Source organism: Actinomycetospora aurantiaca, assembly GCF_037401875.1.
GTDB classification, from domain to species: domain Bacteria; phylum Actinomycetota; class Actinomycetes; order Mycobacteriales; family Pseudonocardiaceae; genus Actinomycetospora; species Actinomycetospora aurantiaca.
On sequence record NZ_JBBEGN010000006.1, the window covers coordinates 1 to 17,257 of the forward strand.

21 protein-coding genes are annotated in these 17,257 nt (G+C 71.1%); 7 read left to right on the forward strand and 14 right to left on the reverse strand.

What is annotated here, in order from left to right:
* Window positions 1-86: 86 nt before the first annotated feature.
* Window positions 87-407: a carboxymuconolactone decarboxylase family protein gene (locus tag WCD74_RS13830; protein ID WP_337695427.1), complete on the reverse strand. Its 321-nt coding sequence runs from the start codon at window positions 405-407 to the stop codon at window positions 87-89.
* Window positions 407-838, reverse strand: a complete 432-nt coding sequence (locus WCD74_RS13835) for a pyridoxamine 5'-phosphate oxidase family protein (RefSeq protein ID WP_337695428.1) — start codon at window positions 836-838, stop codon at window positions 407-409. The genes WCD74_RS13830 and WCD74_RS13835 overlap by 1 nt, the downstream gene beginning before the upstream one ends.
* A gap of 59 nt (window positions 839-897) precedes the next feature.
* On the opposite strand from WCD74_RS13835, the gene WCD74_RS13840 reads away from it, so the two are divergent.
* Window positions 898-1,881 carry a GlxA family transcriptional regulator gene (locus WCD74_RS13840; RefSeq protein WP_337695429.1) on the forward strand — a complete coding sequence of 328 codons (984 nt, stop codon included), beginning with the start codon at window positions 898-900 and terminating at the stop codon, window positions 1,879-1,881.
* A gap of 87 nt (window positions 1,882-1,968) precedes the next feature.
* Here the strand turns inward: WCD74_RS13840 and WCD74_RS13845 are convergent, their stop codons facing one another.
* From WCD74_RS13845 to WCD74_RS13860, 4 genes are all read right to left on the reverse strand, one after another.
* Window positions 1,969-2,814 (reverse strand): 3,4-dihydroxy-2-butanone-4-phosphate synthase, encoded by an 846-nt coding sequence (locus WCD74_RS13845; RefSeq protein ID WP_337695430.1) that lies wholly within the window; start codon window positions 2,812-2,814, stop codon window positions 1,969-1,971.
* A 43-nt stretch (window positions 2,815-2,857) separates the two neighbouring features.
* Window positions 2,858-3,424 carry a flavin reductase family protein gene (locus tag WCD74_RS13850; protein ID WP_337695431.1) on the reverse strand — a complete coding sequence of 189 codons (567 nt, stop codon included), beginning with the start codon at window positions 3,422-3,424 and terminating at the stop codon, window positions 2,858-2,860.
* 47 nt (window positions 3,425-3,471) lie between these two features.
* Window positions 3,472-4,500 carry an LLM class flavin-dependent oxidoreductase gene (locus tag WCD74_RS13855; protein WP_337695432.1) on the reverse strand — a complete coding sequence of 343 codons (1,029 nt, stop codon included), beginning with the start codon at window positions 4,498-4,500 and terminating at the stop codon, window positions 3,472-3,474.
* Window positions 4,501-4,751: 251 nt separating this feature from the next.
* Window positions 4,752-5,675 (reverse strand): type 1 glutamine amidotransferase domain-containing protein, encoded by a 924-nt coding sequence (locus WCD74_RS13860; protein WP_337695433.1) that lies wholly within the window; start codon window positions 5,673-5,675, stop codon window positions 4,752-4,754.
* Here WCD74_RS13860 and WCD74_RS13865 point away from each other — a divergent pair.
* The 3 genes from WCD74_RS13865 to WCD74_RS13875 all read left to right on the forward strand — a co-directional run bounded on the left by WCD74_RS13865 (window position 5,674) and on the right by WCD74_RS13875 (window position 8,962).
* Window positions 5,674-6,978, forward strand: coding sequence for an alpha-hydroxy acid oxidase (locus WCD74_RS13865; RefSeq protein ID WP_337695434.1), 1,305 nt, complete (start codon window positions 5,674-5,676; stop codon window positions 6,976-6,978). The genes WCD74_RS13860 and WCD74_RS13865 overlap by 2 nt on opposite strands.
* A gap of 56 nt (window positions 6,979-7,034) precedes the next feature.
* Window positions 7,035-7,751, forward strand: a complete 717-nt coding sequence (locus WCD74_RS13870) for a GntR family transcriptional regulator (protein ID WP_337695721.1) — start codon at window positions 7,035-7,037, stop codon at window positions 7,749-7,751.
* Window positions 7,752-8,113: 362 nt separating this feature from the next.
* A complete protein-coding gene (locus WCD74_RS13875; RefSeq protein WP_337695436.1) occupies window positions 8,114-8,962 on the forward strand; it encodes a fumarylacetoacetate hydrolase family protein in 849 nt (282 codons plus the stop codon).
* A 254-nt stretch (window positions 8,963-9,216) separates the two neighbouring features.
* Here WCD74_RS13875 and WCD74_RS13880 read toward each other — a convergent pair whose 3' ends face one another.
* The 4 genes from WCD74_RS13880 to WCD74_RS13895 all read right to left on the reverse strand — a co-directional run bounded on the left by WCD74_RS13880 (window position 9,217) and on the right by WCD74_RS13895 (window position 10,917).
* Window positions 9,217-9,933 carry a hypothetical protein gene (locus WCD74_RS13880; protein WP_337695437.1) on the reverse strand — a complete coding sequence of 239 codons (717 nt, stop codon included), beginning with the start codon at window positions 9,931-9,933 and terminating at the stop codon, window positions 9,217-9,219.
* Window positions 9,934-9,995: 62 nt separating this feature from the next.
* Window positions 9,996-10,145: a hypothetical protein gene (locus tag WCD74_RS13885; protein WP_337695438.1), complete on the reverse strand. Its 150-nt coding sequence runs from the start codon at window positions 10,143-10,145 to the stop codon at window positions 9,996-9,998.
* 110 nt (window positions 10,146-10,255) lie between these two features.
* Window positions 10,256-10,384 carry a hypothetical protein gene (locus WCD74_RS13890; protein ID WP_337695440.1) on the reverse strand — a complete coding sequence of 43 codons (129 nt, stop codon included), beginning with the start codon at window positions 10,382-10,384 and terminating at the stop codon, window positions 10,256-10,258.
* A 176-nt stretch (window positions 10,385-10,560) separates the two neighbouring features.
* Window positions 10,561-10,917 carry a winged helix-turn-helix transcriptional regulator gene (locus tag WCD74_RS13895; protein ID WP_337695441.1) on the reverse strand — a complete coding sequence of 119 codons (357 nt, stop codon included), beginning with the start codon at window positions 10,915-10,917 and terminating at the stop codon, window positions 10,561-10,563.
* Window positions 10,918-10,983: 66 nt separating this feature from the next.
* Here WCD74_RS13895 and wrbA point away from each other — a divergent pair, with 66 nt between their 5' ends.
* From wrbA to WCD74_RS13910, 3 genes are read left to right on the forward strand one after another with little or no spacing between them, the layout of a single operon-like run.
* Window positions 10,984-11,616: an NAD(P)H:quinone oxidoreductase gene (wrbA, locus tag WCD74_RS13900; RefSeq protein WP_337695442.1), complete on the forward strand. Its 633-nt coding sequence runs from the start codon at window positions 10,984-10,986 to the stop codon at window positions 11,614-11,616.
* A 15-nt stretch (window positions 11,617-11,631) separates the two neighbouring features.
* The gene (locus WCD74_RS13905) at window positions 11,632-12,855 is read left to right on the forward strand and encodes a CynX/NimT family MFS transporter (RefSeq protein WP_337695443.1); all 1,224 of its coding nucleotides are present in this window, start codon (window positions 11,632-11,634) and stop codon (window positions 12,853-12,855) included.
* Window positions 12,852-13,862, forward strand: coding sequence for a glutathione S-transferase C-terminal domain-containing protein (locus WCD74_RS13910; protein ID WP_337695444.1), 1,011 nt, complete (start codon window positions 12,852-12,854; stop codon window positions 13,860-13,862). Before WCD74_RS13905 ends, WCD74_RS13910 begins: the two co-directional genes overlap by 4 nt.
* Before the next feature lie 86 nt (window positions 13,863-13,948).
* Here WCD74_RS13910 and WCD74_RS13915 read toward each other — a convergent pair whose 3' ends face one another.
* From WCD74_RS13915 to WCD74_RS13930, 4 genes are all read right to left on the reverse strand, one after another.
* Window positions 13,949-14,503, reverse strand: coding sequence for a hypothetical protein (locus tag WCD74_RS13915; RefSeq protein ID WP_337695445.1), 555 nt, complete (start codon window positions 14,501-14,503; stop codon window positions 13,949-13,951).
* Between the two features lie 348 nt (window positions 14,504-14,851).
* Window positions 14,852-15,439: an aminoacyl-tRNA hydrolase gene (gene pth / locus WCD74_RS13920; RefSeq protein ID WP_337695446.1), complete on the reverse strand. Its 588-nt coding sequence runs from the start codon at window positions 15,437-15,439 to the stop codon at window positions 14,852-14,854.
* Window positions 15,440-15,441: 2 nt separating this feature from the next.
* The gene (locus tag WCD74_RS13925) at window positions 15,442-16,134 is read right to left on the reverse strand and encodes a 50S ribosomal protein L25/general stress protein Ctc (protein ID WP_337695447.1); all 693 of its coding nucleotides are present in this window, start codon (window positions 16,132-16,134) and stop codon (window positions 15,442-15,444) included.
* Between the two features lie 141 nt (window positions 16,135-16,275).
* Window positions 16,276-17,256: a ribose-phosphate diphosphokinase gene (locus tag WCD74_RS13930; protein ID WP_337695448.1), complete on the reverse strand. Its 981-nt coding sequence runs from the start codon at window positions 17,254-17,256 to the stop codon at window positions 16,276-16,278.
* Window position 17,257: the final 1 nt, after the last annotated feature.

Below are 17,257 nucleotides of genomic sequence, written 5' to 3' on the forward strand. Positions count from 1 at the left end.
TAGTTGAGCAGGGAAGGGCGGACGTCGGTGGTCGGGAACCGTCCGTCTGGAGGACTGCCTTCATGACCGCACAGCAGGATATGCCGTCAGCTGGTGCGGCCGTCGAGGATGGCGCGCAGCTGCTTGGCCGCGGTGACCGCGCACGGCCATCCGGTGTAAAAGGCGAGGTGGGTGATGGTCTCGGTGAGTTCTTCGGCGGTGACGCCGTTGTCGAGAGCCAGGCCCAGATGCAGGTCGAGCTCGTCGGCGCGATAGAGCGCGACCAGCGCGGCCACGGTCGCCAGGCTCCGGTCGCGCTTGCTCAGTTGTGGACGTTCCCAGACGTCGGCGTAGAGCACGTCGTCGGTGAGCTCCGCGAGTTTCGGGGTGATGTCGCCGATACTGGTCCTACCCGGGGTTGCGGTCATCACGCGTCCATCCAAGGTCCGACGCCGCCGATGCGACGAATCGTTGTGCGAATGACGTAGCCGGGAGGTGGTCCCGGTGGCAGTTGATAGTCGAAATCCGGCGAGACATAGACCTTGCCGAGTCGGCTCACCAGTTCGGGCGCGCCGCCTTCGGTGACCTCGGCGGTGCCGTGAACGACGAGGTTGGGATGCATCCCGTTCGGGAGTGGGGTACCGCCGGCGAAGGAGAGGGCGATGCGCGAATCCCGGAGTAGATTGGTGATTTTCCGGTAGCGACCGAAGTGCCCGGTGATGATGGTGTCGCCATCGAGTCCGGCCCAGACGGTGCTCACCTGGGGTGACCCATCGGGATTGAGGGTGATCATGTGCGCGAGAGCTGTCCCGCTGAGGATCAGCTCTCGGGCTGAGGGGGGAAGCACGGCATTCAGCATCGTCCGCCCGGGAAGGCGGCACGAGCCGCCTGGGGGACAGATCGTGGAAGGATCGGGCCATGGAGCGGCATCGGATCGCGATCCTCGTTCGCGACGGGGTCCTGGCGATGGAGCTCGGGATCGTGCATCGCGTGTTCGGCGAGGCGCGCGACGAGCAGGGGCGGGCGTTGTACGACGTGCTGACCTGCGCGCTCAGGGCGGGCTCGGTCCGCACCGATGGCGACTTCACCGTCGAGGTCGAGCACGGACCCGAGTCGCTCGCCGAGGCATCAACGGTGATCGTGGCGGCGACCGACCACGATGCCGCCGACACTGCAGCCGTCGAGGACAGCGGGCTGGCCGACGCGCTGCGCCGCATCCGCCCGGGGACACGGCTGGCGTCCATCTGTACCGCCGCCTTCGTCCTGGCCGCGGCGGGTCTGCTCGACGGTCGACGCGTCACCACCCACTGGGCACAGGTGGAGGCGTTCCGCGAGCGCTACCCCGCCGTGTCGGTCCGGTCGGACGTGCTCTACACCGATGACGGTGAGGTCTTGACCTCGGCCGGAGTCGCCTCCGTCACGGACATGTGCCTGCACATGGTTCAGGCCGACCACGGCATCGCCGTCGGAACCGCCGTCGCTCGCCGCGTGGTGACACCCCCTCACCGTGGAGCCGATGAAGCGCAGTTCATCCAGCGACCGGTAGCCGAGCCCGGCATCGCCGGAACGGCCCGTGCGCGGCGCTGGGCGCTCGAGCACCTCGACACGGTGATCACGCTGCGCGACCTAGCGGAGCGCGAAGAGGTCAGCACCCGCACGTTGACGCGCCGTTTCCGGGAGGAGACCGGGACGTCCCCGACGCAGTGGCTGCTGGCGCGTCGACTCGATCGAGCCCGCGAACTTCTGGAGACGACCGATCTCGGCGTCGACGCCATCGCCTCCCGATGCGGATTCGGGAGTGCCGCCGCCATGCGCTTGCACATGCGCACCATCCTGCGCGTCTCCCCGTCGACCTATCGGCAGGCTTTCCAGCTCCTCCAGTCCGACGGGACGCACACCTGAGGTGACGAGAACCGCCATTCTCGAAGTCGACCGGTTGCCTGATGGGGAGCAGCCGGCCTCGCGGTCAGGACGTCGAGGATGGGTGCCTCAGCACGCGATGTCCCGGTCCCGGAGGGCGGCACGCTGCTGCTCGTCGTCGCCCCGCAGCTGCACGCGACGCACGTGGAGATCCTGGAGCATGGAGGCGACGAGGTGTGCGCGTCGCTCGTCCAGACGGGGTTCGGGGTGCCGGAGTCGGGCTGCGGTGTCGCGCAGGTAGACCGTGATGCCCGTACCGGAGGTGGCCATCTCGGCGAGTGCGGTGTCCAGCTGGGCGCGACAGGAGCACGTCAGGGCGCCGAAGACGTCGCCGGCCGGACAGTGCTGGTGCACGTGGACGGCAGGTACTCCCGCCGGGTTGGTGTTCGGACCGCGGAGGACGAGGTGCTCGGCGCCGGAGTGGCTGTCCCGGTAGCCGGTGGCGAGCAGGACACCCTGTTCGGTGGGTAGCGCGATCTCGGGTCCGCGAATCGCGAGAGGCCAGGTGCGCAGCCGCTCGGCGACGATCAGGTCGCTGCTGACGATCTCCAGACCGTGTCGCGCGGCGAGGTCGCCGGCGCTGTCCGCGCCGGACTCGTCAGTCCTGACGACCTCGGTGACGAGGGCGACCTCCCCGAGACCGGCACCGCGGACCAGGTCCACGGCGAACTCGGCGACGCCGGGGGCGGCGGCGAGAACTCCCTGGGGCGTCGCGGCGTGCACCGGGATTCCGGCACGTCGTGCCATTCTGACGTCGAAGATGCGGTGTGCGGCGAGCTGCGCGATGACATCGGCTCTCTGCGCGCTGGTGCTGGGCACGGCACCCGGCGTCGTCGGGACGGGGTTCGGTGGCTCGGTCGTCACCGGCGCTGCCAGGAAGAACTGACCTGCGGCGATGCGCGCCATGGTGGCCATCAACCGGAGGGTCGCGTGGCCTGCCCAGGAGACCAGGTACGCCTCAGTGTCGGGCGGGCCCGGTATCTCGAGGAGGACCGGCGTGCCCGTCCGCAGCGCCGACGAGACCTGCGACAGGAGCGGGAGCCGGGCAGGGAGAAGCGAGCTGGGTGAAGGAACTGCGGTGGAAGACGAGGGGACGGGCGTCGGGTAGATGGTGCACCTCCAGGACAGCGAGCAGCGCGATGAGGTGATCGCCGGCGTCGAGCTCGTCCTCGATCGCACACTCGAACCAGGCGCACGCACCGTCGATCAGGACGGCTCCCGAGGAGCGGGTCGTGACGGCCGTGCCCGCGAAGCGGTCGCCGTCTCTCGCCGAGAGACGGCGAGCCACCTGCTCGTGCTCCTCGGCCAGCACGCTGACACCCAGCCCTCGTGAGGCGCGCAGTCGTGGCCAGGTGCGCGAGGAGCGAGCTACGCAGACCGACACCAGCGGCGGGTCGAGGCTGGCCGGCGTGAACGTGCTGGCCGCCATGCCCTCCCGGAGCCCGCCGACGTCCGCGGCCAGGGCCACCAGTCCCTCGGGGCGGGCGCTGAACGCGGTGCGGAGCCCAGCAGCGTCGAGCGGCACCGCCGCAGGTTCGGGGACGGGTCGGGGAGGCATGGCGGCCGGGCCCATCAGGAAGCCGTGGACAGTGCGGCGACCGGCTCGCGCACGCCCGCCTTCTCCAGCAGCGGGACCACGTCCGCGACGAAACGCTCGATGCCGGAGATGAAGTCGACGAAGGACAGGGAGACGCCGGTGACGCCGGCCTCGCTGAGTTCGATCAAGCGCTGAGCGATCTGTTCGGCCGTTCCTACCAGGGGGTACCCGCCGTACCCGGCGCGCAGGTGGAGCTTGAACTCCTCCCACTGGTCAGGCGCCATGGCCGAGGAATTCAGCCCCAGGTAGTGGGCGGCGGCCTGGCCTGCGCTCTCGTCCACCTCGTCGACGAACACCTGCTGGCGGTAGGCCTCGGCCTCCTCGACGGTGTCGCGCTGGATCACGTAGGCGGTCGTCCAGGTGTCGACCTCCCGCCCGTAGGCCGCGGCCTCGGACCGGCGCTCCTCGACCAGCGCGCGGGTGGAGGCGAGGTCGTAGCCGGCGAGCAGGGCATATCCGGAGTCGGCGAAGCGGGCGACGAAGTCGCGGCCGGTCTTCGACCCCCCGGCGTTCATGATGGCCGGCTTGGGGAGCTGGATGGGCTTGGGCAGGGAGTAGCCACCCTCGATGGTGAAGAACTCACCGCGGAAGTCGAATTCGTCCTCCTCGAGCCAGAACCGCTCGAGCAACTCGAACCACTCGCTGGTGTAGCGGTAACGCTGGTCGTGGGGCAGGAAGGCCCCGCCGAGCATTTTGAACTCGGGTTCGAACCAGCCGTTGACGATGTTCAGGCAGGTCCGACCCCCACTGATGTGGTCGATGGTGGCGACCTGCTTGGCCGCGACCGCCGGGTGCGAGGCCTGCACGTGTGCGGTGGTGACGAGCGTGATGCGGTCCGTGACCGACGCCAGCCCGGCGGCCCAGGCGTAGGTGTCGAAATTGCGCCCGTTGAAGCCGTTGTCGCCGATCTGCTTCCACCGGGCTACGGGCACGAGTGCCTCGAACCCGGCACGGTCGGCGAGTTGGGCGATCTTCTTGGTGTAGGCCCAGGTCAGCAGCGGCACGTCGTCGGAGAGGGTCATGGCGCACCCTCGGTCGCAGTTGGGGCCGAAGAGTCCGAGCTTGAGGGGGTTGCTACCGAACAGGGCGTTGGTGGTCCGCCGATCCCGACGCTCGTCGGCGGGGGCGTGGTTGGACATGCGGAGTCCTCTCGGTGGTCGTGGGATGCCGGTGACGGCGCGCTGGCGGCCCCGCGCGGCATGATGGGCGTGCGGCTCTCGGAACCTGGGGAGAACCGAGTGCGTCGGTCGAGCGGCTATGGCGTGGCCGCGGCACGGTCGGCGACCAGGCGTCGGACGAACGCCTCGGCGTAGCGCGGCGCGTCGAGCGGGTAGCGCGCGCTCAGGAAGTGGCCGTCCTCGACCACCATCGGCTCGTCGTGGACCAGCGAGTACCCGAGAGCGCCGAAGCGGGTGTCGCCGCGCTCGATCGAGCCGGACGGCCCCACGGCCTGCCGCACCTCGGTCTCGGTGTACTTCCAGTAGGTCCGGTACCTGCGTCCCACGCGGAACCAGGTGGAGCGGAAGGCGAACTTCTCGATCGGCAGGGTCAAGGTGGTGAAGCGACGGCCCTCGATGATGCTGGCCCCGGTACGGGGGTCGATCGTGCGGGCCGGGATCAAGGAGCCGTGACAGATCGCTCCGATGAGCTTCTCCGCCTGGTGGAAGCCGAGTACGCGGTCGCGCAGAACGGCGCTGTCGAGGTACTGCCGCATGCCCTGCGCGTGGCCCCCGCCGAGGTGGACGGCGTCGTAGTCGGCGGGATCGATGTCGCGATAGGTGATGGGGGAGCGGAACGCCGGGGAACTCGACATCGCTCGGTAGGCCTCGACGGCCTCTGGGCCGGCCGGGAACCAGTTGAAGAACCCGGAGCGCAACAGGCGCTGGTCGCAGGCCGCGACGCGGCCGGTCTCGGTGGCGAAGGTGACCTCGATCCCGGCATCGACGAAGGCTCGCCAGGCGATGGACGACTCCGTGGTGTCGAACTCCCGGTCGGGTAGGGGCACCAGGACCGACGATGGACGCGATGACACAAGCTCCTCCTTGGGTGAGTGGATGCAGGTGTAGTCGGACCAGCGTGATCCAGTCAACAGCCAGTCGCACTGAACCGGGGTTGGAGCGAATGACTGGATGCAGCGAAGGTTGACGAGGCGCCGGTCTGAATGCAAGCTCCTGGTCATGGGTTCGACAGGGTTGACCGGCTCTCGGCGCATGCCGCGGGTGTCGGAGTTCGCGGATCTCCTGCGCCCCCGCCCGCTCGTCCTCGACGGGGACCGGCGGCGGTCCGCGCGGGCGGCCAGCGTCGGGGACTTCCGTGAGATGGCGCGCCGACGGGTGCCCCGAGCCGTCTTCGACTACGTCGAGGGTGGCGCCGAGTCCGAGCGGTCGCTGGCACGCGCGCGGGAGGACCTCGACTCGCTCGACTTCGTCGCACGGGTGTTGCGGGGTGTGTCCGCGGTTGACACCCACACGTCCATCCTCGGACGACCCAGCGCGCTCCCGATCGCGTTCGCCCCGACAGGATTCACCCGGGTCCTGCATCGGGACGGTGAGCTCGCGGTCGCCCGGGCGGCGGGCGCGGCGGGCGTGCCCTACGCGCTCTCGACGATGGGCACCTGCTCGGTCGAGGAGGTCGCGGAGGTGATCCCGGGCTGCCGGCGGTGGTTCCAGCTCTACCTGTGGAGCGATCGCGGACGTAGCCGGGAGCTCGTCGACCGTGCTGCTGCGGCGGGGTACGAGGCCCTCGTCCTGACGGTCGACACGCCGGTCGCGGGCCGGCGGCTGCGCGACGCCCGCAACGGCATGACGCTACCGCCGTCGCTGGGTCTGCGTACCTTCGTCGATGGCGCGCGCCACCCGCACTGGTGGTTCGACCTGCTCACGACGCGGCCGTTGACGTTCGCCTCGCTGAACTCCTGGCAGGGCACCGTCGCGGAGTTGGCCGCCACGCTGTTCGACCCGGGCGTGAACTTCGAGGACCTGGCCTGGCTGCGTGAGCAGTGGGCCGGGAAGCTGGTGGTCAAGGGAGTGCAGTCGCCCGAGGACGCAGCACGGATCGCCTCGGCCGGCGCCGACGCGATCGTGCTGAGCAACCACGGTGGACGCCAGCTCGATCGATCAGTGACCCCGATCCGTCAGTTGCCCGGCGTGCTGGGTCGACTCGAGGGCCGCTGCGAGGTGTTCGTCGACGGGGGTTTCACCTCGGGCGCCGACGTCGTGGCCGCGCTCGCACTCGGCGCGAACGGGGTCCTCGTCGGGCGGGCGTACCTCTACGGCCTCATGGCAGCCGGCGAACTGGGGGTGCGCCGCGTCGCGGACCTCCTGGGCGAGGAGATCGCCACCGCGATGACTCTGCTCGGTGCCCGCTCGATCGAGGAACTCACCCCCGACCTCGTTCGACTCGCCCCCGAGCACGACGCGGCGGCGACGCATCGTGGGTGGGCCGACCTCTCGGGGGCCGGTTTCCCCGTCCCGAGTCGTTAGTGTCGTTGGCCCGCCACCCTGAGCAACACCGAGCGAGAGGGCCCCCTGTGACCTCCATGGATGCCAGCCCGGACGGCGGCACCGACTCCCTCGCCGACGCTGCCTACGGTCTGATCAGGAACCGGGTCCTCGATGGCGACCTCGAGGTCGGGGCTCCCGTCAGCGTGCTCGCGCTCGCCACCGACCTCAAGATGAGCCGGAGCCCGGTGCGATACGCGGTCGAGCGACTGCTCTCCGAGCGGCTGCTGCGACGCGTGTCGGGGACGATCACGGTCGCCGCGCCGGACCGCTACGAACTCCTCGACTCCCTGGCAGTACGGACCCAGCTCGAAGCGCTCGCCGCGCGGCTGGCCGCCCCTCGTGTCGACGAGCAGACGCTCGCCGAACTGACGGGCATCCACGACAGATTCCGTCAGGCGGTGCAGGACAGGGACCAGGACGCGGCCCGGCGGGCCGATGCCGACTTCCATTCCGCGATCCAGGAACTCGCAGGCAACGAGTGCCTCGCCGAATCGCTCGAGCGTGTCCGCACACAGGTGATCCTCGCCGCGTACTCCACCGCGTGGATCACCAGTCGCGGACCGGCGTTATTGGAGCACGAACGGGTCCTGCGCGCGTTGCAGGATCAAGACGGGCAATCCGCGGAAATCGCGATGATTCGACACCTCAACAACCTCACCACACGCATCACCAGCGAGTGGCGGGCACAGGACACGGCCGAGGAGGCGACGGGTAGGCGTCGCGCTGCTCCTCGAGCCTCGGGAGCAAGGTAGCCAGCCACGCGCTCGTAGTGCTCGCCCGGCCCACTCGGTTCGAAAGGCGCCCTCGCGGATGCCGCCTCCCTCGGCGTCCCCGGCGCCCTCGGGCAGCTCGGTGGTGATGGCGGGGATGTTGCGTGCCGCAGCGACATCGTGGTCGACGTCTCGATCGGCTCTGGGACGCCGGCGAATTGGCTCGCCGCTGGTCGGTGACCGCCGACCCGCACCGCGAGATAGCCGGAGAACACGCCGCCCTCGAACAGGCCGTGCTCGACCCGGACCCCGACCGGGCGGCAGACCCGCTCACCGCACACCCGGGGGCACACCGCAGCCGTACTGCGCACCGAGCACCACGACACCACACGGGAAGGCTCCTGATGCACATCGGACAAATTCGCGGCCGCGCGGCACTCGTCGTCGACGACCGAGCCCTCGACATCGCCACCGCCAGCGACGGCGCTTTTCCGTCGTCCGTCGACGACCTCTACTCCCGATGGTCGGAGTTGACCCTCTGGGCGTCGAACTGCCCGCTCGGATCGGCGCAGCCGTTCAACATCGAGGACCTCGGTGCACCCGTCCGGTTCCCCCGCCAGATCATCGCCTTCGGACTGAACTACCGCGACCACGCCGCCGAAGCAGGCTTCGGGGTCCCCGACGGACTCCCGCCGGTGTTCACCAAGTTCGCCTCGGCGATCACCGGCCCGAACAGCACCGTCGCGCTACCCCAGGGCAACGTCGACTGGGAAGTCGAACTCGCCGTCGTCATCGGCGCCTCCGCCCGCCACATCACCCCGGCCCAGGCCTGGGACCACGTCGCCGGGGTCACCGTGGCGCAGGACATCTCCGAACGCGTGCTGCAGATGTCGGGACCCGCACCGCAGTTCAGCCTCGGGAAATCCCACCCGGGGTTCCTGCCGCTGGGGCCCACCCTCGTCACCCCCGACGAACTCCCCGACCGCGATGCACTGGACCTTCGTACCACCCTCAACGGCGAGACCGTGCAAGCCGGGAACACCCGCGACCTCATCGTCCCCGTCGCCGAGGGCATCGCCCGCCTCTCCGACATCCTCGAACTGTTTCCCGGCGACCTCATCCTCACCGGAACACCCGCCGGCGTCGGCATGGGCCGCACCCCGCAACGGTTCCTGGCCCCCGGCGACGAACTGATCAGCGCCATCACCGGCGTCGGGCCGATCCACCAGCACCTCGTCGCAAGCGACCGGTGACCCCCCAAGCCCAACTTCGGACTCCGGCACGTGTGCACCGCCGACGACAGAACCACCCGAGACCGTCGGCTTTCGATGGCTCCCTGATGACGACCTCTCACCAGGGCTGCGGACGTTGCGGACCGAGGAGGTCGAGCGCGTCCTCGATTGCTGGCCGCGGGGCTGCATGCGCCGCGACCTCATGGTCGACGCCGGCGCGGTGACTCGGTGGGGTATGAGTGTGCGATCGATACGCCGCTGCGGTCGACGGCCGTTCACCATGACCTCGATCGGGCTTCGATCTCGAGTCGTCGGTGGGCCTGGAGGACCGTGACCGCGCCGCCGGGCCCGAGAATTCGCGGGAGCATGCCGATGGCGCGCGGGCCGTCGGGAAGGGACAGCTTCTGCAGTGACCACTCGATGCCGTCGGCGTCGACGAGGACCGCGCCGGTGCGGTTCACGAGGTAGGGCCGTCCCTCGATGCGGAGGTGCGCGTATCCGTGTCGTGAGGTGTGCACGACGTCGTCGCGTGCCACCGGGTCGGTCGTCGAGCGGGGCTGCCAGGAGGGGTTCCGGGTCGGACGCCAGGTCCCGGCGGGGATGCCGTTCCACGCGACCTGTGCGACGTCGCGCTCGAGGTTCCAGGACAGCCCGAGGACGGCGTCGGCGGGCTCCTCCGAGGGCTGCCCACGCTCGGTGAGCAGGTCGGTGAGCGCTGCGCTCCATGCGACTCGGTCGGCGCGCACCGCACCGGTGGCGCGCAGCACGGCGACGACGATCAGGCCGAGGACGATCAGCAGCAGGGTCCACGTCCAGGAGTCGATCTGCGGGTCCTCGCGGTCGGCGAACCAGAACGCGGCGGCGATCGTGGCGGCGCCGAGGGCGGTCCCGGTGCTCCACCACAGCGCCCGGAGGGCGGCGCGTCGGTTCCGGGCGGCCTGGGCTCCATGGGTCGTGTCGGGCGGGTAGGGCGCTGAGCGGTTGGTGGACATCGTCGGCCTCCTGCTTCGTGGTGCGTCCGTAGACGGGCTCCGGGCCGCCGACGAGGCGCCGCTCAGAACCCCAGCTGCCCGTGGGCGTTGAAGCCCTTCGCGCGCACCCGGCCGTCCGGGGTGAGCAGCAGCAGATGCTGGTCCCCGTGGGCCACCATGGCGGCGCCGGCCAGGTCCGGGACGGGCGTCCAACCCCCGGGGGCCGACCTCACCAGCGCCGAGTCCCTCGTAGGTCCGCATCAGCACACTGCCGTCGGCGCAGGCGTATCCGCAGTCACCCGGGGGCCGGCCTTCGAGCCGCCCGCGCACCCACACCGACCCGTCACGGCGGCAGCCCAGGGACGTCGCCCCACGTGTCGCGGGACGCGAGGTCGCGGTCGGGCTTGTAGTACGTGCACGACGTCAGGACGACGAGCACCAGCCCGAGCAGGACGGCGAGGCGGAAGGTCATGGGCGGAAGTCTCGGACGCTCCACCGCTCGGGTCTGCCTCCTTCCCGACGACCGGTGTGTCACGGTCGCGACACTCGTCGGGCAAGGCGCCCGGTCGCTCCAGGCGGTCGGGCGCGTGGTCGAGTGCAGTCCGACTGCAGCAGGCTGATCCCGCCGCGGCGACGAGCGTCAGCCGGTCATCGCGCGGGTGGGGCGTTGTCGGGGTCGAGTTGTTCGACGTGGTCGTCGGCCCAGGTACGGAGCACGGTGAACGCGGCGAAGAAGCTGTGCCCGAAATCCGTCAGCTCGTAGGTGACGGATACCGGGACGGTGGCCTCGACGGTGCGGGCGACGAATCCGCGGCCCTCGAGGCGGCGCAGGCAGGCGGTGAGGACCTTCTGGCTCACGCCGTCGACGGCCCGCTCGAGGTCGGCGCTGCGGGTCGGGCCGTGGTCGCCCAGCTCGATCAGGACGAGCACCGACCAGCGGTCCCCGATCACGCCGATGAGTTCGTGGGTCGCGCACGCCAGGCGCGATCGGGAGGGGGTTACCACCAGGTACCGATAGCACGGGAAAGTGCGATCTTCCGAGGTCCGGCCCGGGTTCCTAGCGTCGGGGTCATGATCGACGAGAGCACCGGCGGCCCCCGCGTCGCCGTCGTCTACTACTCCTCCACCGGCACCGTGGCCGGTCTCGCGCGGGCGGTCGCCGAGGGGGTCCGAGAGGCCGGCGGCACGGTCGTGCTGCGGCGGGTCGCCGAGAGCGCGCCCGACGAGGCCGTCGCGTCGAACGAGGCGTGGGCCGCCCATCGCGCCGCGGACGCCGACGTCCCGGTCGTCGAGGTCGCGGACCTCCTGGCGGCCGATGCGGTCGTCCTCGGCACGCCGACCCGCTTCGGGAACGTCTCCTCGCAGCTCAAGGGCTTCCTCGACACCCTCGGCGGGCCGTGGTCGCGGGGCGAGCTCGCCGACAAGGTCTACTCGGTATTCGTCGCCTCCGACACCGCCCACGGCGGGCAGGAGTCGACCCTGCTCGCGCTGTACCAGACCATTCACCACTTCGGTGGGGTCCTCGTCGCGCCCGGCTACACCGACGCCGCCAAGTTCGCCGACGGCAATCCCTACGGCACCGGCCACGTCACCGACAACGGCCCGCTCGGCGAGACCTCGCTCGAGGCCGCGCGGGTGCAGGGCCGGCGGGTCGCCCGCTTCGCCCGCGCCGTCGCCGCCGTCACGCCCGCCCGGGCCGCCTGAAGGGAGCTGATCGTCATGGCGACCCCGGAGCGCTCCACCGCGACCCGTCGCCGCCCGCACGCCCCGACCACGGCCCTGCTCGTGGTCACCGTCCTGGTCACCGCGCTCAACCTGCGCCCCGCCGTCGTCGCGGTGGCTCCGCTCATCGACGAGGTCCGCGCCGACCTCGCGATCAGCGCCTCCACGGCCTCCCTGCTGACCACGCTGCCGCTGCTGTGCTTCGGGCTCGGCTCGCTGCCCGCCGCGGGGCTCGTCCGCCGCCGGGGCATGACCACCGTCCTGCTCGCAGCCACCGTGGTGCTGGTGCTGGGCATCGTCGTCCGCCTCGTGCCCTCGACCGTGGTGCTGTTCGCCGGCACCGTCGTGGCGGGCCTGGCGATCGCCCTGGGCAACGTCCTGGTCCCGGCGCTGATCAAGCGTGACTTCACCGGACCCGCCGTCGGGCGGATGCTCGGCGCGGAGACGGTGATGATCAGCCTCGGCGGCGCGATCGCGGCCGCGGCGATGGTGCCCGTGCAGCACGCCCTGGGCTGGTCGTGGCGGCCCACGCTGGCGCTGTGGGCGGTGCCCGCCGTCGTCGCGGTGGGGCTGTGGCTGGTCCTGCGCGCCCAGCGGCGCGAGGCTCCGGCGGTGGTCCCGACGACGGGTGCCCGCGGGCTCTGGGGCTCGCCGTTGGCCTGGCAGGTCACGCTGCTCATGGGGCTGCAGTCGCTGCACTTCTACGCGGTGACCACCTGGGCGCCGACGTTGTTCGTCGAGCAGGGGTACTCGCCCACCCAGGGCGGCCTGCTGCTCGCCCTCGCCGGGTTCGTCTCCCTGCCGGCGAACTACCTGACCCCCGTGCTCGCGGAGCGGCGCGCGACCCAGCACCACCTCGTCGTCGCGCTCGTGGTCCTGCTCGGCGTCGGCTACGTCGGCATCCTGCTCGCGCCCGGGTTCGCCGTGCTGTGGATGGTGCTCGTCGGACTCGGGCAGGGCGTGGGGCTCAGCCTCGGACACGCGTTCTTCGCGCTGCGCACCCGCGACCCGCAGGCCACCTCGCAGCTCTCCGGCATGGCCCAGGGAGCCGGCTACTGCATCGCGGCCCTCGGGCCGCTGGGACTCGGGCTCCTGCGCGACCTCTCGGGGAGCTGGACCGTCCCGCTGGTCGCGCTGCTCGTCATGATCGTCCCGATGGCCGTCGCCGGGTTCGGCGCCGCTCGGGACCGCACCGTCACCACCCCAGGAGCACCGGCATGAACCGCCAGGTCCACCCGGACACCCGCGCGGACGGCACCTACGCCCGCGACCAGCGCTACCTCGCCACGCGCATCACCGCCGACGGCCGCGACGGCTACCACGTCGAGCCGGGCCGGTACCGGCTCGTCGCGGCCCGGGCGTGTCCGTGGGCGAACCGGGCGATCATCGTGCGGCGCCTGCTCGGACTCGAGCCCGTCCTGTCGATGGGGCTGTGCGGGCCGGTGCACGACGAGCGGTCCTGGACCTTCGACCTCGACCCCGACGGCCTCGACCCGGTGCTGCGGATCCCTCGGCTCCGCGACGCCTACCTCGCCCGGGACCCCGCGTACGAGCGGGACATCACGGTGCCCGCGATCGTCGACGTGCCCACCGGGGCGGTGGTGACCAACGACTTCAGGCAGATGACGCTCGACCTGTCCACCGAGTGGACCGCCCACCATCGCCCCGGCGCTCCCGACCTCTGCCCCCACGAGCACCGCGACGAGATCGACGAACTCAACGAGGTGGTGTTCCGCGAGGTCAACAACGGCGTCTACCGCGCGGGCCGCGCCTCGACCCAGCGTGCCTACGAGGGGGCCTTCCGGGTCCTGTTCGACCGGCTCGACGCCCTGTCCGACCGGCTCGCGCGGCAGCGGTTCCTGCTCGGCGGCACCATCACCGAGGCCGACGTCCGGCTCTTCACCACCCTGGTGCGCTTCGACGCGGTCTACCACGACCACTTCAAGGTCAACCGGTCGACGCTGACCGCGATGCCGGTGCTCTGGGCCTACGCCCGCGACCTGTTCCAGACCCCCGGGTTCGGCGACACCGTCGACCTCGAGCAGGCCAAGGCGCACTACTACCGCACCCAGCCCGAACTCAACCCCTCCGGCATCGTCCCCGTCGGGCCGGCCGACCCCGGCTGGACCACCCCGCACCACCGCGAACAACTCGGTGGCCGGCCCTTCGGCGACGGCACCCCACCAGGACCACCGCCACCGTCCACCGAGGCACTCAGCGCTCGATAGCGCGTTCTGGAGCCCACCGCGCCGAACACCACACCGGGCGGTCAGGTCAGCGGGGGGGGGGGGCGCCGCCGAGAGCCACGGGCGGCTCAGGTGATCTGGATGTCGCCGGTGGTGAGAGTTCCGGCCAGCGTCCGGCCGGAGATCCGGACGGTGACCTGGTCGCGTCCGCCGGGCTTGTCGACCACGGTGACGGTGACGCTCGTCGGCCTCCCGGTCGCGGCGACGGCGGTGCCGGTGACGGTGGCGCCGGTCGAGGTCCGGGCGACCGACGTGAGGGTGCGGGAGGCGGCGGTGGTGTCGGCCCCGCCGCCGGAGAGCGCGAATCGTCCGGAGGTCGTCCCCGCGGTGGTCGTCCTGGCATCGACGGCGATCGAGTAGCGCTGCCCGCCGGCCGTCAGCGTTCCGCCGCCCCTGACAGCCGCCGCGGCGCCGGCGCCGGGACCGCCGGTGGGGGCGGGCGCACACAGCCGCTCGGTCGCTCCCTGCCGTGTCGCCTCGAGGAGCGCCTCGAGGACCTCGACCTGCAACAACGCCGGGGGCCAGATCTGCGCGAAGAGTCGCGCATCGTCGAGCTTGCGTTCGACCTCCGATACCTTGAGGTCGCTCTCCACGGCCTTGTCGCACGCGGCGGAGCCGGCCACGGGACGATCGTCCTGAGCTGAGGCGACGACGGGGACGCCGATCGCCACGGGGGCGGCGAGTGCCGCGCTCGACGCGGTCAGCGTCAACGCCCCTGCCAACGCGACAGCGAGCAACGACGACACACCCACGACGACCTCCGAGGAGCGGGACCAGACCCTCGCGCGGAGCGACCGGCAGACCTGTGCCCCGCCGCGTTGGGCCGAACGGGCTAGCAGTCCGTTCGGAAGGTGGTCGCTCGGCGCTGCCCGGACGTTTCCTCGACGGACCCCGATGCCAGGAATCATCACTCCGTCGGGGCTATACGACGGGTTCGACCGAGGTGGCCGGTCCGGCGAACAGGGCGATCGCTAGTGGAAGCGGTTCTGCGCCGGTTCCAGGCCGTCGGTGAGCAGCGCCTCCACGGCGTCGGCGGCGAGCTCGAGCGAGACGTCGAGCTCCTTGCGCTCGGTCGAGCCCCACCGCTTGAGGACGTAGTCCGCCGGGTCCTGCCGACCGGGCGGGCGGCCGATGCCGAACCGCACGCGCAGGTAGTCCTTCGTCCCGAGCGACTTCGAGATCGACCGCAGGCCGTTGTGGCCGCCCTCGCCGCCGCCGCGCTTGAGGCGGACGACCCCGAAGTCGAGGTCGAGGTCGTCGTGCACCACGACCAGGTCCTCGACGGGCACGGAGAAGAAGCGCAGCGCGTTCGTCACCGGCCCGCCGGAGAGGTTCATGTAGCCGCGCGGCTTGACCAGGATCGCCTTCCGGCCGACGAGACGCCCCTCGGCGACGTCCGAGCCGGTCTTGCGGTGCGCGGAGAAGCGGCCGCCGACGCGCTCGGCGAGCACGTCGGCGACCGCGAACCCCACGTTGTGCCGGGTGCCGTCGTACTCGGCCCCCGGGTTGCCCAGCCCGGCGACGAGCACGGGCCCCGCGCTCGTCGTCGGGAAGGACATCGTCAGCTCTCGTCCGAGGTCTCGTCGGAGGTCGCGCCCTCGGTGGCCTCGGCGGACGCACCGGACTCGGAGTCCTCGGCGGCCTCGTCCTCGGGGGCGTCCTCCTCGACGCCGGCACCCTCGGTGTCGATCTCCTCCTCCATGGCGTCCTCGGTCGGCGCCTCGGTGACGTTGACGACGAGGAGCTCGGGGTCGGAGAGCAGCGTGGAGCCGTCGGGCAGGCGGATGTCGCCGGCGAGGAACTGCGTGCCGATCTCGGCGTCCTCGATGACGACCGAGATCTCCTCGGGGATGTTCAGCGCGTCGGCCTCGATCGAGAGGGTGTCCTCGTTCTGGAAGACCAGCGTGCCCGAGGCGGCGTCCCCGACGGTCACGACGCGGACGTCGACGGTGACCTTCTCGCCCCGACGCACGACGACGAGGTCGACGTGCTCGATGAAGCCCTTGATCGGGTCGCGGACGACGCTCTTGGTCAGCGCCAGCTGCTCCTTGCCGACCCCGGTCACCGTCAGGACGGCGTTGCGGCCGTTCTCACGCATCACGGCGGCGAACTCGACGGTGTCGAAGGAGAGGTGGACCGGGTCCGTGCCGTGCCCGTAGAGGACGGCGGGGACGCGGCCGGACCGGCGGGTGCGGCGCGCCGCCCCCTTGCCGAACTCGGTGCGGTTCTCGGCGGCGATCTTGACGTCGGCCATGGCTCGTTGCTCCTGCGGTGGTGCGGCACGGCGGACGACGCCGGGCACCACGGCGGATCACGCCGGGATGCTCACCGCGTCGATCACGGCCGGGTGGTCCCGGCCCTCGCCGAAGTGGATCGGGGTCAGTCTACGGGTCGGTCAGGCGTTGCCGTCGAAGAGGTTCGTGACCGACCCGTCCTCGAACACCTCGCGCACCGCCCGGGCGATCAGCGGTGCGATCGAGAGCACCGTGAGCCCCGGGAACCGCTTCTCGTCCGGGATCGGCAGGGTGTTGGTGACGATCACCTCGCGGGCCCCGCAGGTGGAGAGCCGCTCGACGGCGGGGCCGGAGAGCACGCCGTGGGTGGCGGCGATGACGACGTCGGAGGCACCGTCCGCGAGCAGGGCCTCGGTGGCCTTCGCGATCGTGCCACCGGTGTCGATCATGTCGTCGACGAGGATGCAGCAGCGACCCTCGACGTCACCCACCACGCGGTTCGCGACGACCTCGTTCGGCCGGGTCTTGTCGCGGCTCTTGTGGATGAACGCCAGCGGGACGCCACCCATGGTGTCGGCCCACTTCTCCGCGACCCGCACGCGGCCGGAGTCGGGCGCGACGACCGCGAGGTCCTCGCCCGAGTAGGCGTCGCGCAGGTGCTCGGCGAGGACCTTGTTGGCCAGCAGGTGGTCGACCGGGCCGTCGAAGAAGCCCTGGATCTGGTCGGTGTGCAGGTCGATCGTCATGATCCGGTCGGCGCCCGCGGTCTTCAGCAGGTCGGCCACCAGGCGCGCCGAGATGGGCTCGCGGCCGCGGTGCTTCTTGTCCTGGCGCGCGTAGCCGTAGAACGGCACGACCGCGGTGATCCGCTTGGCCGACGCCCGCTTCAGCGCGTCGATCATGATCAGCTGCTCCATGAGCCACTGGTTGATCGGCTGCGTGTGGCTCTGCAGGACGAACGCGTCGCACCCGCGGACGGACTCCTCGAAGCGGACGAAGATCTCGCCGTTGGCGAAGTCGTACGCCGACTGCGGGGTGATCGTGACGTCGAGCTCCTTCGCGACCTGTTCGGCGAGCTCCGGGTGGGCCCGGCCGGAGAAGAGCATGAGGCTCTTCTTGGGGGTCGACGAGACTGCGCTCACG